Source organism: Pseudoalteromonas sp. Scap25 (genome assembly GCF_013394125.1).
Taxonomy (GTDB): Bacteria; Pseudomonadota; Gammaproteobacteria; order Enterobacterales; family Alteromonadaceae; genus Pseudoalteromonas.
The window spans coordinates 2,463,513-2,480,300 of record NZ_CP041327.1; the positions used below are offsets into that span (position 1 = coordinate 2,463,513).

Below are 16,788 nucleotides of genomic sequence, written 5' to 3' on the forward strand. Positions count from 1 at the left end.
TCATGAAAAATAAATTTGTAGAAATAGATGGTCGAAGAATAGGTTTAGACTATGAACCTTACATTGTTGCTGAGCTTTCAGCTAACCATAACGGCGATCTTAAAGAAGCCCTAAAAACAATTGAAGAAGCCGCTAAATGTGGAGCCGATGCAATAAAAATTCAATCATATACGCCCGATACAATGACTATCGACTGTAATAAGGACGAGTTTCAGATTAAAGGCGGATTATGGGATGGTTATAATTTATATAAATTATATGAGTGGGCCCATACTCCTTTTGAGTGGCACAATGCACTGTTTGAAAAGGCCAAAGAAGTCGGTATCACTTTATTTTCAACACCGTTTGATGAAACAGCCGTTGAGCTGCTAGAAGCATTAAACACCCCAGCTTATAAAGTGGCCTCTTTCGAATTAACCGATCTACCTCTCATCAAGCGAGTTGCTGAAACAGGTAAACCTATCATTATGTCTACTGGTATGGCTAATATCTCAGAGATAGAGGAAGCGATTAGCACAGCAAGAGATAATGGTTGTGATGAACTAATTGTATTGCATTGCATAAGTGCTTACCCTGCGCCATTCGAGCAAGCTAATTTAGCTACAATCTCGGATATTGCAACACGCTTTAACGTTATTACAGGCTTATCTGATCATACCTTAGGCACAACGGCAGCAATTGCATCAGTGGCTTTAGGAGCATGCTTTATTGAAAAGCATTTTATTTTAGATAGATCTAAAAAAGGGCCTGATTCAGAATTTTCAATTGAGCCTGAGCAGCTTAAATCAATTGTTAGTCAAAGCAAAGAAGTGTACAAATCGATAGGTAATCCAGGGTATGAAGTAAAATCAGCCGAAAGCGAAAACCTAAAATTTAGACGCTCTATTTATTTTATTGAAGACGTACCAGCAGGTACAGTTATAACAAAAAAACACATAAAAAGAATACGTCCAGGCTACGGTCTCCCCTGTAAGTATTACGATACGCTGATTGGTAAGAAAACTTCTGTAAATATAACAAGAGGAACAGCTGCTAAATGGGAGCTAATTGATGAAAAATCTAGTTAAAGTAACAAGTAATGAGGTGAAAGATATTTTTTTGCAAAGTATATCTTTAGACGATGTAAATGAAAATTATGTTGCTTGGCTTAATGATCCTCTAGTAAATCAGTACTTAGAAACTCGTTTTAGTAAACAGGATCTTAACTCAGTTAAGGATTATATTTCAGCTAATTTAAATAACCCGCTTGAACAATTATTTACGATTAGAACCAACAATAATAAACACATTGGGAATATTAAAGTTGGAAATATAAATAGGATTCATAATATTGCTCAAGTGAGTCTGTTTATTGGCGAAAAAGAAAGTTGGGGGAAAGGCTATGCAAATCAAGCTATCAAGCTAATTAACCAATATGCTTTCGAAACGTTATTGATTAGAAAACTAGTCGCCTGGGTTTACACCGACAATATTGGAAGTTTTAAAGCCTTTAAAAAGGCTGGCTATAGCAAAGAGTGTGTACTTAAAAATCATTATATATTGAATGGAAAACCAAGTGATCTAATCCAACTCTCTTTGTTTAATATTAAACCCTAATATAAGTAAGTTATTTACCAAAAAAGGCCAAAGCTAAGCTTTGGCCGGTTTATTATAGTTTTCAATAAACTCTAAATAAATACCTTTTACATGCTCATGAAACGCATCAATACATGCATTTATAAATCCTGTACGCATTTCTAAATCATTGTAATAATAGCTACTTGTCATAATGTAAGCTTGAAAATATCTAAAAGTTCCCTGAATCAGCCAATAAACTACATTATCGTCTGCGGTGCTATTACGTAATGTAAGTAATATTTTATTTTGTAAATTAAACGCATCAGCAAGCTGCTCACGTGTTTCAAAATGTTGAGAAGTAATTGATAACAGCTGCTCAAGAACATCTTTGGTTCTAGCTTTTATAGCTTCCATTTTATAGTTAACGTTACCAGCAGATAATTGCTCTAAAGAAGTAGCCCTATTAAGTAGCTCTGTTATTTTATCTTGCTTATTACTAATTGGCTTCATATCAGTAATATCTTCAATACGTTTAGGCTCAGAATACTTTATAAATGCACCATTGGCCGTATTAAATACTTTAACATTGAGGTTTTTTTGGAGTAATAACTCTAAGTTACCCTTTGATGAGTCAAATATAGGAATCGTAAAGACCTCTTCGGTAAAATTACCTTTAACAATAAATGCTCCCTCAATACCTTGCTCAACCACTTTTTTATGCTTAAAGTCATTATCAAAATAGATACTATGTTTTGAATGATGATGCTCTTTAGATACAAAGCCTAAGTCAGTACCAACTAAATATACTTTCTTAAACCCCAACTCAATAGCTGTAGCAAGTGCTGTATTCGATACTGTTGGGTTACTGTAGTCAGGGTAGGTAAATTGCTTTTTTGTATCCAAAGCACGAATAAGACGACCGCCTGCATCATTTAATTTTGATAACAAATGCGCACTTTTAAAGCGCTTTAAAATGCTATCGTATACCGTATTAAGTGCAACAATATTTATCTCATTTAATTTTATCTTTAGTCCAGAGACGCGATCTATTGACTCCACCCATTCTAGCAGCCCTGCGCCTCGCTCCATTTCTATGTGAATATCAGGTTTAATATTATTACTAAGTAAGGCTCTTAATGCTGTACCACAAGAAATAATAATGATGTCACCCTGATTTTTTTTCAAAAACTCAATCGCATCATCAAGAGAGGGACCATTAGCAACAATAAATACAGAATGTTCTTGCAGAGTGTTATTTACTAACTCAGGCTTTTTCAATACTGGAAACTTTTCATTTAAATTAGCCAGAGTATGAGATACACCTATTATTTCATCTTCAAAAAAACCCCAGCCTGCAGACCAACGATGTCCGATACTTTTAATACGCTCAATTGTTTTCTCAATCAGTGGGCTATTATAATGCTTTAAGAAAAGAATTTGACTGAGGTTAAAATGACCCTGATTAAACAAAAACTTAGAAATTTCGTTAATCACTCCATCTTCACCACCAGAAACACGTATTGAAAATTGCCCACCATTGGCAGTGCATTTATCAAAAAGCGGCTTTAATTCGATACAATGTAAAAGTGCATAGAAGGTATCTTTACTCGGCTCAAATAAAAACACATTAAGTACATCTTTTTTCTTGAGTAACTCTTCTATCTGATAGCCTAACCCCCCACCTAAAAAACAAACAAAGTCGAGGCGCTTTTCTTCAGCAGGGTTATTTATTTTATTATCTGTTTCAGCGGTACGTACGTTGTAAATTGATTTTAATAGCGCAGCATGTTCAAAAACAATATTTGTGTCATCTTGGTGATTTATTTGATATTTGAAGTAAAGCGGGTTTTCTAGAAACTGAATAACTTGCTGTTTAGCGAATTCTCTAGGCTCATCTTGATAAACGAACTCATTATTGTTAAACAAGTTAGCATTGCCCATTTCATCGATTGCAACACCAGTATCGCTTGGCGTGTAATCTTTAAATGTTTCATAAATAGCCGGCATTTGCTCTTGAAGTAGAGCTAAATTTGCAAGCAGGGTTGCTTGCAACATCATTTTTGTTAATTCTTGCTGATTAGCGTCCAAAGTTCACTCCGCTTAACTTGATTTCTTAACCACCCCTGGTAGGTTAGCTAATTGTTGTTGTAAATAGCTGCCTGTTGAATTTAAATTGGCCACTAATAAATCCATTGCATTGTATTGGCTATATAATCGTTCTTCATATTTGGCCATACGAATATTAAATTTTTCTACATCAGTTTCTAGTTTAGAAAGCTGTGATTCACGACCTTCTATACGTGAACTAATAATACCATCAGAAGCCGTATAACCCTTAATAACAGTATCAAGCTGTGCAACAAAACCGCCTTTATCTTTTTCACCTACAAAAAAGGTTTGTAAGGCTTGAGGATCCTTTTCTATCGCAGCTTTTAATGCGTCAGAATCAATACTTAATTTACCAGAGCGCTCCGTTCTAATACCAAAATTAGCTAAAAAATCAGTGTTACCATTTCCCGTACTAAATTCTGAAGTTAACAATGAGCGCACCTGATTAACAGACCCTCTTAATAAAGAGTCTCCGGCAAGCGCCCCTACGCCCTCTTCAGCACTTGAGCGTCCCAGCTGTTTCGATAAATCAATAAAGGCATTAAATTTGTCTACAAATGAGTTCAAACCTGTTGTAATATTTTTGTTATTTTCAGTTATAACAGCTTTACTTAAATCATCGTCAGTGCCATGCATTTTTTTTGCATTAATGGTGACGCCTTCAATAACATCTTTAAACTCATTAGTACTGCTTGAAGCCACAAGCGTACCATCTATAGTGATAGAAGCATCGGTTGCTGCAGTTACCTCATTTAAATTTTCGGCATACGTTGTTGAAGTCGTATCACTATCATACGCCAAACGAGATAAACCTAAAAGATCCGTATTGCCACCGTCACCAGCATCATCGACTACTATTTTTATAGCATTTTCCGCGCCGGTTTCTTTACTCGACAATACCAATCGCTGACCGGTGTCATCAGTGATAATGGTGGCGTTTACCGAGTCATTATCAACTGAATCATTAATCGCATCACGAATATCGGCAAGCTTTGCTGTATCTGACACAGTAATATCAAAACTGTTAGAACCAGAGCTGATCGTTAGCTTACCCTCACCCACAGCTTCATCGCCAGCTATAGCATCTGATGTTAGCTTATGGTTTTCGGCCAAACTATTAACTTTAATTGAGTAATTATTGGTTTGTGCATCTTTTTCAGAACTTAAAGTAACAAAATCATCACTGCCACTAATTGTTCTCTTTTGAAACTCCTCAACAGAGGATAGTGACTCCAATGAGCCATTCAGCTCCTCTAAAGACGCTTTTAGTGTTCCAACAGCAGATATATCAGTCGTGAAATTAGCTTGCTGTTTTGTTACTCGAGCTTGATAAGGGGACTTCTCAGCATTGACTAAAGCACTTACAATTTCGTTTACTTGAAGTCCTGAACCTATACCTGTAAATGAAATAGCCATAATTGTTGCCCTCTTAAATTACTGAAATACTAAACTTTAAAATCAACCAATACGCCCGTGGCTTCTGCTAATTTGGCCACTATACCTAATACTTCTTCTGACGGATATTGCTTAACTAAGTCACCACTCTCTTTATCGATAACCTTGATTACATTACGGCCAGAGTCTTCGTCTACTTTAAATTGAAGACTGCGGTTCATTTCACCCATAAAATCCTGCAATTGCTGTACCACCTTTTCTAGCTTTTCAGGTGATAACTCAGTTTCAGAGACTTCGTTTCTACTTGCAGCAGTAGGGGTGGTTGTATTCTTCTGTTCATCAACATTTTGCTTAACTTGAGATGGGGCTTGATAACTTGAGGTAACCTCACCTTTTTGAGCTGAGTTGATGTTTAGATTTAAACTTTGCGTTTCCATAATTCGCTCCTACTATAAAGCGATATAAAGCTTTATACCTATACAAGAAAGGAAGGGTTACCCCTTCCTTAGTAGTTAAAGTATAGAGCTTATTGTTAAATTAACCTAATAAGCTAAGTGCTGCCTGCGGTAACTGGTTAGACTGAGCTAAGATTGTTGTACCAGCCTGTTGCATAATCTGGTTTTTCGTTAGCTTAGCTGTTTCTGCAGCGTAATCGGTATCTTGTATACGGCTTTTAGAAGCTGATACGTTTTCTGATACGTTTGAAAGGTTTGCTATGGTAAAGCCAAAGCGGTTTTGTACCGCACCTAAATCTGCACGCTGTGCATCAATCTGAGCAAGAGCAGCATCGATTGCTTTAATCGCATCTTGCGCACCAGCTGAAGTCGCACCTGAGATATCCACAGACTCAACTGAAGTTAACTCACTTGTACCACCTGTAGATGCAATATCAGCACCTGCAGCACCTTTACCAAACAGTTCATTTGCGCTCGTACCAGATATACCAATTTTATCTGCAGAGCTTAAGTTAAGCTCTGCTGAAACGCTGAGCGAACCTGCGGTGCTAGCAACAGCTTGACCACCGATAGTGAAAGCACTTGTATCGCCAGCGCCAGTAACATCAATACCATCGATATTTGTCGCTTTAAACGTAATTTCATCTTTAGCTTCATCAAAAACAGCATCATAACCATCAGCTTGCATCTCATTAGCAAGACGCGCCATATCACCACCAAAGTCACCTAGGTCATATGAATCAACTGCAGTGGCACCCTTTTTAATCTCAATTACTGATGAACTTCCAGCTTTGATAGCACCAATTGTAGTTTCAAGTTTAGCTTCGGCATTTACACCAGAACCAGATGAATTTATTGTATCAGCAATTGTTGCCGCACCTTGGTTAGCACCAACAGATACATCTGTGCCATTGATACTTAATGTATCTGCTGAAGTTACAATATTACCGGCTAGGTTAACCGTTTGAACATCCCCAAGCGCAGAAACTGTCGATGTTGCCGCACCTTTGATTTCATTCGCACCGATAGCATCAGCAGATACGTCACGAAGGCTTACGTTGATTGTTTCATTAGCGTTTGAACCCACTTGGAACTGCTTAGTACCAAATGAACCATCTAATAAGCTAGTACCACCGAATTTAGTAGTTTCTGCAATACGCGTTAATTCTTGTTGTAATGCGCCTACCTCTTTTTGAAGGGCCGCACGTGCATCAGCATCATTTGAACCATTCGCTGATTGTAGTGCTAAGTCACGCATACGTTGTAGAATATTTGATGACTCTGTCATCGCACCCTCAGCGGTTTGCGACATTGAGATACCGTCATTAGCGTTTCGCTGAGCAACACCTAAACCATTAATTTGTGAAGATAGACGGTTAGCAATTTGTAGACCAGCCGCATCATCTTTCGCGCTGTTAATTTTCATACCAGATGAAAGACGTTGCATTGATGTGCCTAACGCATCGCTAGATTTTGATAAGTTTCTTTGTGCATTTATTGATGCAACGTTAGTATTTACTGATAAAGCCATGTTATAACTCCTGATTACTTTCGTAATGTAACTAATTGATTTTAACCAAGAGCCATCACAATAAAAACCTGTTCAAGCTCCGTTCTAATTAAGTTAACGGCTGTTATAAAATTACCTTTAGCTTTTTTTTTAAAAAAACAGTAAAAACTTTTAGTTGATTGAAATACAAACAAAAAAGCCAAGTATAAATACTTGGCTTTTTTAATTTTAATTATTATTAACCACCTAACAAGCTTAATGCAGCCTGTGGTAACTGGTTTGCTTGCGACAAGATAGTAGTACCTGCCTGTTGCATGATTTGATTTTTAGTCAACGTTGCAGTTTCAAGCGCATAATCAGTGTCTTGAATACGGCTACGCGAAGCCGATACGTTTTCAGATACGTTAGCAAGGTTGGCAATAGTAAAACCAAAGCGGTTTTGCACCGCACCTAAGTCAGCTCGTTGAGCATCAATTTGCGCTAATGCTGCATCAATTGCTTTAATCGCGTCTTGCGCACCATCTGAAGTCGCGCCTGAAATATCAACACTCTCAATACTTGTTAATGAACTAGTACCGCCTGATGATTGTATTGCAGCAGCCCCTGTACCAAATAATTCATTCGCAGTGGTCCCTGAAATACCTATTTTATTCGCTGATGATAAATTTAGCTCTGCGGACACACTAAATGAGTTCGCTGTGCTGGTTACTGCAGTTCCACCTATAGTAAAGCCACTTTGATCAGTGCCTGTGATATCAATACCATCAACATCTGTGGCTTTAAAAGCAATCTCTTCAGTTGCAGGGTCGTAAATGGCATCATAACCTGCTTGTTGCATGTCATTTGTTAATCGCTCCATCTCACCACCATAATTGCCTAAGTCAAATGACTTCTCAACTAAGCCATTTTTCTTAATTTCAATCACACCTTTACTGTCCGATGTGATCCCAGCAAAAGTGGTATCAATTTTAGCCTCTGCAACCACACCGGCGCCTGACTTGTTGATAGTATCTGCAATAACAGCCGCACCAGAACCACCAGCAATAACAATATCTGTACCGTTAATATTAACCGTGTCCGCACTTGTACCATGATTTGTTGCTAAGTTAACAGTTTGTACATCGCCAAGCTTAGTATTTGCATCTGCGGCGTTGCCAGGTCCTTTAATTTCATGCGCACCAATTGAGTCTGCTGCTACATTACGTAAGCTTACATTAATGGTTTCATTCGCATTTGCACCTACTTGGAATTGTTTTGTACCAAATGTACCGTCAAGTAAGCTGGTTCCACCAAATTTGGTAGTGTCTGCAATTCGAGTAAGCTCTTGTTGCAGGGCTGCTACTTCTTTTTGCAGTGATGCACGGTCAACTGCACTGTTTGACCCATTGGCTGATTGCAGTGATAAGTCACGCATACGTTGTAAAATGTTTGCTGACTCTTGCATCGCACCTTCAGCAGTTTGCGCCATAGAAATACCATCATTGGCATTACGCTGAGCAACCGTTAGGCCATTAACCTGAGACGTTAGTCGGTTGGCAATTTGTAAACCTGCAGCATCGTCTTTTGCGCTATTAATACGCAAACCAGATGATAGTCTCTGCATTGAAGTTTCAAGTGCCATGCTAGATTTAGATAGATTGCGTTGCCCATTAAGTGATGCAACATTTGTATTTACGCTTAAAGCCATTTTACCATCTCCTAGTTTCAATCAGAATGTGGTTCAAAATATTTAAGCAAAAACCACACTTTCTATAACCAGTTGAATGCATTAGTTGTGCCAACTAATAAAAAATAGTTAAATAACTGTTTTTTAATAAATAAATAGCGTTTATTGATACTTAAAATCAGAAGTTAGCATTTTTTTGACAGGAGAAAAAAGGGGGGTGACAGTTTTTTGCCGCTTCGTTAAGGCAAGTTATTACCTACTTTTCTCGTATAGTAATAACCTGCCTTGGATGGTATTTATAAATAATCAAATAATGAAAGTTTAGCCAAGCGACCAAAAGTCGCTTGTGAAGCCTGTAAACCAGACTCATGTTTAGTGAGATCGCTGATGGCTTCAGCGGCATCAATCTCAATTAGGCTAGATCTGTTTTCTTGATTATTAATATCTAGAGCACTGTTTGAGTCGGTAACACGCTCAACTACATTCATACGCCCACCTAAACCAGCCTGAGTAAACACAATTTGCTCACTAGCATTTTTAAGCTGAATTAAACCATCAGATAATGCTTGGTTAATTTGCGTTTCATCAAGTTGTTCGTCATTTAGGCTAATGATCAAATCTTCTAGCGTATTAAGTACATTTTCTTTGCCTGGTTTTTCAAGAGTAAAATCAAGCTGTCCTGGTGCTGCCCCCTCAAGTTGAATTTCCATACCTGCAAATTCAATCGGTTCATCGGTTACTTCACCCGTAACGGGTGGTACAAGAGGATTACCATCACGTAATATTTCATATTGATCTGGCGCTGAAGGGGTCGCCCCAGGGATCACATTAACATTATAGGTATTGATCGTTGGAGAAATAAGCGGATCTGGATCTGAGTTATAATTATCTTTATGAAAACGGTCAAACTCGCCTTGGTTTTCAACATAAACAGTTCCAGCGGTAATGCCGCCTGTTGGCGTTCCATCGTTTGAAACTACATCGAGTCGCGCATCAACTCGTTCAAATACATTGAAGCCATTATCGCTTGATTTGATCTCAACGCCTTTTGCGATCGTCACTTCGTGTTGGCCTTGATCGCCTTGATATTCGTATTTGCCATTGGTGCTATTAAATGTATAAGTTTGAATATCGTCTTGATAGCCAGAGAAAAGGTATTTCCCTCCTTCAGATTGACTATTCATTAAATTAAGCAGTGATTTTTGCAATTCTTTTAGTTCACTGGCAACTGAAGCCAAATCACCTTTATCTAACGAACCATTGCCCGCTCGTATAGTTAACATTTGCGCTTCTAAAATAGTGTCGTTCATACCTTGCAATAAACTTTCTTCGGTTTCTAAACGCCCTTTTAGCTGATTAATATTCTTCGTCAGCTGCTCATTAGTTTCTATTTTATTGGTGTACAACATACCTTGCGAAATAGCAGCAGGGTTTTCAGAGGTACTCAAATATTTTTGACCTGTATTAACGCGCTCCTGCGCACCAGCTACATTTTGTTGATTCTCAAGTATTTTATTAATGTTATTTTGATACATTAAATTATTTGATAAACGCATAATTACCTCGCCGCACTCAATAAGGTGTCAAAAATAGCTCTCGCTGCAGTTAATACTTGTGCAGAAGCAGCATAGGATTGCTGGAAGCGCAGCAAATTAGCCGCCTCTTCATCTAAGTTTACGCCCGACAACGATTCGTACCAGGCTTCTGATTGTTGTGCTAAAGCATCAAATGCAGCACCATTGGTTTTTGCTTGACTGGTTACCACACCAACATCGGTGACTAATCCAGCATAGGCCTGATTCAATGTTTTATGATTATCAGCTGATGCGCTCGCTACTACATTTTGACGTACTAAATCGGTATTCTGTAAGTCAGCAAGTTTTTGGCCGTTGCGGTTATCATCAAAACCGCCTTCATTAAATTCTAAATTAAAGGTATCGCCCATTGCTGGTACGCCTTCAATATTAAAGTCAAAACCATAACCATCGTATGGTGCACCGGCTTGAGCGAGTATATTGTTAGCAGGCGGTGTAACTGTAAACGTAGTTGTGCCATTACCATCAGTAAGTTGATATTCGTTAGCATTGGCTGTTTTAACAATGCTAATAGGGCCATTTGCTAAACCCAAAGGATTACTAAAGCTGCCAGTGGTTACATCGGTAACATTACCCGGTGAAATAGTCCCTGTACCTGTATTATCAAGGCCGTCTGCTGTTCTAATTGGGGAGGCCAATGCAATGTCCTCACCTCGACCTGTTGTCAGCGATATATTGCCAGCCGCGCCACTGTTAAGTTTTACCTGAAATTGGTCACCGGCATTACCAGCTCCCGTTATATTAAGCTCTAAGCCAAACGCCTCTCCGCTAGTAATAGCAGCTGAGTCGATAATGCCACTGGGTGGAATAATTGCTAAAGAGGCTGCACCTAAAGGTTCACCTTTATTATCAATTGGCTGAATACTTACTTCGTTAGGATTACCCGTATAGGTGATCACAAAATCACTGGCTGGCAGTTCACTGCCTTTACCAGCCTCAACGGTTGCTGACATATTAGCTGTTCCGGTATTGGCTTGATAAACAAAAGCACTGACTGTTGGGATATCAAAAATATCCCCTCCGAGTTCACCGTTTGCATCCATACCTAAACGATTTTGCTGATTAAACGAATCAGCAAGCGCAATACCCATCTGGCCAATTTGATTTTGTGCCGGCACCAAAATATCGTCTCTAAATGCTAATAAACCGCCAATTTTACCTTTGAGTTTAGTAGGGTCTATATCGAGTGGCACAGCCTTACCGCCATTTACATCTAAGCGTAGCTCTTTAAAGTTAGCATCAGGATCGCCACTAATCGAAAACAAGTTAAATGACCCATTTTGCATAACAACGGCTTCGCCTGTGCCCATAAACACTTGTTTTTCACCATTAGGGCCATCAAGTGTTTCTATATCAATTAGCTCAGATAAATCACGTATTGCTTTATCACGCTCATTATAAGCAGAGCTCGCATCAGCTTCGTTTTTGGTACCATGAACACCCGCAATTTCTTGGTTCAACGAACTAATACTTTCGATTAACGTATTCGCCTCTTCTGAAAAAATCTCTAATTGCTCATTAACCACTGCTTTTTGCTCTGATACGATACCTGCAAGCCGATCCATTTGGTCAATCAGGTTTTGTGCATCACTCATCACCAATGAACGAGCAACCGTTGATGAAGGTTGATTAAGGGCTTCTTGCACGTTATTAAACATTGAGTTGATACTAGTTGATAAGCTGTTTGATTTTTCTGAAAAAATTTGATCAACCCGACTCGCTTCACTAACAAATTGATCAAAAAAACTTTTATTTGAAGTATCTCGATTTAATTGCTTTTGCGCAAACTCATTCAATAACCGGTACGTTTGGCCACGGCCTACCTGATTATCAATCATGGTGGTAAACTCGGTGCGCTCACGTACATACCCTTCGGTATTAACATTTGCGATGTTTTTACTTGTCGTTTGCAATAACTCAGAGTTTGCTCTTATTCCTGAATTAGCAATGTTTAATAAATTAAACGACATGTTACTCTACTCCCTGGCGGATCACGCTTGTGGCGATATTCTTCAATTCGTTACTGTTCAGCACTCTTTTTATTTTGTCTGCATAATTAGGGTCGGTTGCATAACCAGCTTGCTGTAAAGAGTCTAAAAATTTATGCGGCTTTGCCGTATTGTTTAATGCATCTTGATAGCGCGGGTTCTGTGTTAAAAAATCCACAAAATCATTCACGCTATCTTTTATCGAGTCATACGCTCTAAAGCTTGCTTGCTTTTTAACTGCAGCACCTTGTTCAAATTCTAAAGTGACCTTACTGGCCTTTTCACCCTGCCAACTTTTATCTGACTTAATATTGAATAAATTGTTTGAGCTATTACCATCACCTTTACTAATAATATGTTTACCCCAGCCAGTTTCTAATGCCGCTTGTGCGACCATAACCGCCGGATTTAAACCAATTTTTTTAGCCGCTGTTTTTGCGTGTTCCCACACTGTGCTCACAAATTCCTCAGCACTTTCAAATGTGCCAGACGCTATGTTTTGTTCGCTTTTTTCAGTTGAATCAACGAGCGGCACTTTTTCAGTGACCTTTTGATTTTCTTGATGAGGTAAGGTGCTACCCGCACGTTGGTCACTAAAGAAATCTGACGTTGTGCGAAGAACAGAGCCTGGCATAAAGTTTTTTCCATCTGGCGATAATTGCTGCACAATTAAATCTGCAAGACCCAAAGAGCCATTTGATGAAAGCTCTGTGGCCATTTGTTGGTCGTGCATTTCTTCAAAAAACTTAACGCCACTAGCATTAAACGGGCTTTCTTTATCTTCGAAAGCCTCATTGGCTTTACGCATACTTTTAAGCAGCATTTGGGTGAATATAGCTTCAAATTGTGCCGCCGCTTTTTTTAACGCCGCTTTAGATGCATCGGTTGATGCGTCACCGCTGTTTAAAGCATCTCGACGCAAAGAGTCTAAGTTGCCTAAATCAAAAAAGTTTTGCTTATCTAGATGATTTGTTTCCATCAGCTTTTTGACACAATAATTAATAATATCTAGATAATGCAATAATTGAGCCAGCGAGATTTTCAAAGGTGGGAGTAAGCAGGAAAAAAAAGTAAAAAACACCGCAATAAAATATTAAACGGTGTTTTTTAAAGGTTAAATTACAACAAGCTGACCGTTAATTGCACCAGCTTCTTTAAGTGCTTCAAGAATCGCCATTAAATCGCCAGGGGCAGCGCCAACTTCATTAATTGCACGTACTAAGTCATCAAGACTTACACCAGGGTCAAATACAAAAGCGCGTGAGTCATCCTGATCAACATCAATAATACTTTGCTGAGTAACCACGGTTTCACCCTCTGCTAAAGGATTTGGCTGCGCTACATTTTGTTGTTCCGCAATCGTTACTGTTAAACCACCGTGGGTAATTGCCGCAGGTTGTAATTTTACATTTTTACCTATAACAATGGTGCCGGTACGTGAGTTAACAATTATTTTTGCCGAAGTATCCGCTGGTTTAAATTCTAAGTTTTCAAGAGTTGATAAGTACGATACGCGCTGCGAGGCATCACGAGGTGCAATAACGCGAATAGAAGCTGCATCGAGTGCTTGAGCGCTATTTGGACCAATTAAATCATTAATGGTTTTCTCTAAACGTTTAGCAGTAGTAAAATCAGGACGGTTTAAATTAAAGGTAATATAGTCGTTTTGCATAAATGGGCTTTTAACAGCACGTTCAACGGTTGCACCATTTGGTACACGTCCTACCGTTGGCGTATTAATCACAACGCGACTACCATCAAGGCCTTCAGCGCCTAAGCCACCTACAATTAAACTGCCTTGAGCGATGGCGTAAACATTACCATCAACCCCTTTTAAGAATGTTTGTAGTAATGTGCCACCGCGCAAGCTGCCTGCGCTGCCAATCGATGATACAGTTATATCTATGGTTTGCCCTGGCTTTCTAAATGGGGGGAGTTCAGCATGAACAGCAACCGCTGCAACATTTTTAATTTTTGGCTTTAAACTAGAAGGTAACGTAATACCAAAACTATTAAGCATGCCTTTAAAGCTTTGCTCGGTAAAACGGCTTTGCTCACCGGTGCCTGGTAAACCAACAACTAAGCCATAGCCCACTAATTGGTTTGAGCGCACCCCTTCGACCATAGACACATCTTTAATTCGCTCAGCACTGGCAGTAAATTGCCAGCCTAGTAGCACCATAAAACAAAAAACTTTAAAACCATTCATGTCGAATGTCCTCTAAAAGGGAAACAATGAGCTACTAAAGAAACGCGTTAACCAACCTGGGCTTTGTGCCTCTTGTGTTTGGCCCTTACCTGAGTACTGAATACGCGCATTCGCAATTCGATTAGACTCAACGGTATTATCGGCATTGACATCTTGTGGACGCACTAACCCTTCTAAGCGAATAAATTCTTCACCGGTGTTTAACGTTAGCCATTTTTCACCGCGAATCACTAAATTACCATTTGGTAGTACTCGCATTACGTTAACCGAAATATCGCCAACTAAGCTATTTGATTGATTTGATTTTGAGTCACCTTTAAATGAGGAGTCACTGCCAATACCAAATTGAATGCTATCGCCGCCAATATTTACCGGTAAACCACCTAAGCCAATCACAGGGTCGAGGCTGGCATCGGTTTCTTTATCCGTTTCTGTTTTAGCTGCTTTAGTCGCTTGGGTTGACTCTTGTAATTTAACAGTAATGATATCGCCTGTTCGCAGTGCTTTTTTATCGGCATAAAGATCATTCGATAATTGAGTACTGAACAAAGAGCCGGTTGCGACTACTGGCTCCATATTAGGCTCTGGATACATAGGTGCATAATAGGGATCGTCTTGTACTACCTCATTATTTTGTGTAGCTACACAACCACTTAATAGTAAAGTCCCTACTGTAAATAACATAATATTACGCATACAATCCCCCAAAACTATAACTGTTGATTGATATAACTCATCATTTCATCAACGGCTGAGATCACTTTTGAGTTCATCTCATAAACGCGCTGCGTTTCAATCAAATTAACTAACTCTTCGGTCACATTTACATTTGATGTTTCAAGTGAACCTTGAATAATCGTACCTAAACCTTCAACCCCCGGATTACCTTGAACAGGCGCACCACTTACAGCGGTTTCGGTATATAAGTTTTGCCCTATAGGCTCAAGGCCAGACGGATTAATAAAATCACTAATCGTGATCTGACCAATAACCACGTTTTCGGCCTGACCTTTTACGCGAACTGACACTTCACCATCTTGAGATACGGTGATCGACTGTGCATCGTCAGGTACATTCATTTCAGGCTGAACAACATAACCAGCACCCGAGGTCACAACACGCCCGTCGCCGTCAGTAGTAAATTGGCCGTTTCGCGAATATGCAATATTGCCATCTGGTTGCAGTACTTCAAAAAACCCAGGACCAGAAATCATCCAATCCAATGAATTTTCAGTAGTGAGCATATTACCTTGCGAAAAGTTTTTTTGGTTAGCTACTACTTTAGTACCCGCACCGAGCATTAAGCCTGACGGCATTTCGGTATCTTGCGATGATCGACCGCCTGGTTGATTAATATTTTGGTAAAGCAAGTCTTCAAAAATAGCGCGGCTTTTTTTGTAACCTACTGTACTGGCGTTCGCTAAGTTATTTGATATAACCGATATATCAGTTTGTTGAGCGTCAAGCCCTGTTTTACTTATCCATAATGCTGGATTCATAATAATACCCTCACGTTAAAGTTAAACGATGCGCATCAGCTGCTCTTGACGTTCGTCAATCTCTTCAGCTGTTTTCATCAGTTTTACTTGTAATTCAAATTGGCGTTGGTGACTGATCATATCGACCATTTCATGCACAGGATTTACATTCGATTTTTCTAATGTGCCACCTAATACTTGTACATTGGCTGATGTTTCAACTATTTCGCCTGGTTTAGCTCTAAATAAACCATCGTTACCCTTCTCAAGCGTGGCGTTGTTTGCATCAACCACTTTTAGGCGATCAACTTCTTCTAAAAAGTTAGCCGGTGCACCTTGAGGGCGAACTTGAATAGTGCCATCTTTGCTAAATTCAATTTTTTCAATCGGTACAGGTAATATGACTGGCCCACCTTCGCCAATAACTTGACGACCGTCGCTGGTAGTTAGCATACCTTCAGCCGTTATATTTAACGAACCCACTTTTGTATAAGCTTCATTACCAGAGGCGTCCTGAACACTCAACCAGGCGTTATCGCTCATAGCAATATCAAGGCTGCGACCTGTTTCGACAACACCGCCCGATGTCATGTTTGATCCTGGACGCTCTTGCATAGCAAAAACACGAGTCGGCAAACCTTCACCGAAAGCCTGCATTGAGCGCGCTTGCGCAAAATCAGATTTAAACCCAGTGGTGTTTGCATTTGCCAAATTATTGGCTTTAAGAGCAAGCCCTTGCATGCTTTGTTTAGCGCCAGATGCGGCTATGTAGACCATTTTATCCATAACATCGACTCATTAAGAAATCTATATATGAGTAAATGCA

14 protein-coding genes and 1 pseudogene are annotated in these 16,788 nt (G+C 39.2%); 2 read left to right on the forward strand and 13 right to left on the reverse strand.

Annotation, left to right across the window (positions count from 1 at the left end; translation table 11 throughout):
• Window positions 1-2 precede the first annotated feature (2 nt).
• A complete protein-coding gene (pseI, locus tag FLM54_RS11455) occupies window positions 3-1,067 on the forward strand; it encodes a pseudaminic acid synthase (protein ID WP_138605281.1) in 1,065 nt (354 codons plus the stop codon).
• Complete coding sequence (locus FLM54_RS11460) at window positions 1,051-1,596, forward strand: GNAT family N-acetyltransferase (RefSeq protein ID WP_232735517.1); 546 nt, start codon at window positions 1,051-1,053, stop codon at window positions 1,594-1,596. Before pseI ends, FLM54_RS11460 begins: the two co-directional genes overlap by 17 nt.
• A gap of 33 nt (window positions 1,597-1,629) precedes the next feature.
• Here FLM54_RS11460 and FLM54_RS11465 read toward each other — a convergent pair whose 3' ends face one another.
• The 13 genes and pseudogenes from FLM54_RS11465 to FLM54_RS11520 form a co-directional block, all read right to left on the reverse strand.
• Window positions 1,630-3,645 carry a motility associated factor glycosyltransferase family protein gene (locus FLM54_RS11465; protein ID WP_178956424.1) on the reverse strand — a complete coding sequence of 672 codons (2,016 nt, stop codon included), beginning with the start codon at window positions 3,643-3,645 and terminating at the stop codon, window positions 1,630-1,632.
• 12 nt (window positions 3,646-3,657) lie between these two features.
• Entirely contained in the window at window positions 3,658-5,082 is a 1,425-nt protein-coding gene (gene fliD / locus FLM54_RS11470) for a flagellar filament capping protein FliD (RefSeq protein WP_138605279.1), read from the reverse strand.
• Between the two features lie 29 nt (window positions 5,083-5,111).
• On the reverse strand, window positions 5,112-5,498 hold the full coding sequence (locus FLM54_RS11475; protein ID WP_138570524.1) for a flagellar protein FlaG: 387 nt from the start codon (window positions 5,496-5,498) through the stop codon (window positions 5,112-5,114).
• Window positions 5,499-5,598: 100 nt separating this feature from the next.
• Window positions 5,599-7,047: a flagellin gene (locus tag FLM54_RS11480; RefSeq protein ID WP_138605277.1), complete on the reverse strand. Its 1,449-nt coding sequence runs from the start codon at window positions 7,045-7,047 to the stop codon at window positions 5,599-5,601.
• A gap of 217 nt (window positions 7,048-7,264) precedes the next feature.
• Complete coding sequence (locus tag FLM54_RS18970) at window positions 7,265-7,885, reverse strand: flagellin (protein WP_409564077.1); 621 nt, start codon at window positions 7,883-7,885, stop codon at window positions 7,265-7,267.
• 417 nt (window positions 7,886-8,302) lie between these two features.
• Window positions 8,303-8,713: pseudogene (locus FLM54_RS18975) on the reverse strand (flagellin); the annotation flags it as partial.
• Between the two features lie 275 nt (window positions 8,714-8,988).
• On the reverse strand, window positions 8,989-10,248 hold the full coding sequence (gene flgL, locus FLM54_RS11490) for a flagellar hook-associated protein FlgL (protein ID WP_138605275.1): 1,260 nt from the start codon (window positions 10,246-10,248) through the stop codon (window positions 8,989-8,991).
• Window positions 10,249-10,250: 2 nt separating this feature from the next.
• The gene (gene flgK, locus FLM54_RS11495; RefSeq protein ID WP_178956425.1) at window positions 10,251-12,257 is read right to left on the reverse strand and encodes a flagellar hook-associated protein FlgK; all 2,007 of its coding nucleotides are present in this window, start codon (window positions 12,255-12,257) and stop codon (window positions 10,251-10,253) included.
• Window position 12,258: 1 nt separating this feature from the next.
• Complete coding sequence (gene flgJ, locus FLM54_RS11500) at window positions 12,259-13,254, reverse strand: flagellar assembly peptidoglycan hydrolase FlgJ (protein WP_178956426.1); 996 nt, start codon at window positions 13,252-13,254, stop codon at window positions 12,259-12,261.
• Window positions 13,255-13,389: 135 nt separating this feature from the next.
• On the reverse strand, window positions 13,390-14,484 hold the full coding sequence (locus FLM54_RS11505) for a flagellar basal body P-ring protein FlgI (protein WP_178956427.1): 1,095 nt from the start codon (window positions 14,482-14,484) through the stop codon (window positions 13,390-13,392).
• A 12-nt stretch (window positions 14,485-14,496) separates the two neighbouring features.
• Window positions 14,497-15,180: a flagellar basal body L-ring protein FlgH gene (gene flgH, locus FLM54_RS11510; protein WP_010387881.1), complete on the reverse strand. Its 684-nt coding sequence runs from the start codon at window positions 15,178-15,180 to the stop codon at window positions 14,497-14,499.
• A 14-nt stretch (window positions 15,181-15,194) separates the two neighbouring features.
• The gene (gene flgG / locus FLM54_RS11515; RefSeq protein ID WP_010387879.1) at window positions 15,195-15,983 is read right to left on the reverse strand and encodes a flagellar basal-body rod protein FlgG; all 789 of its coding nucleotides are present in this window, start codon (window positions 15,981-15,983) and stop codon (window positions 15,195-15,197) included.
• Window positions 15,984-16,004: 21 nt separating this feature from the next.
• Complete coding sequence (locus FLM54_RS11520) at window positions 16,005-16,748, reverse strand: flagellar basal body rod protein FlgF (protein ID WP_131691416.1); 744 nt, start codon at window positions 16,746-16,748, stop codon at window positions 16,005-16,007.
• Between the last annotated feature and the right edge of the window lie 40 nt (window positions 16,749-16,788).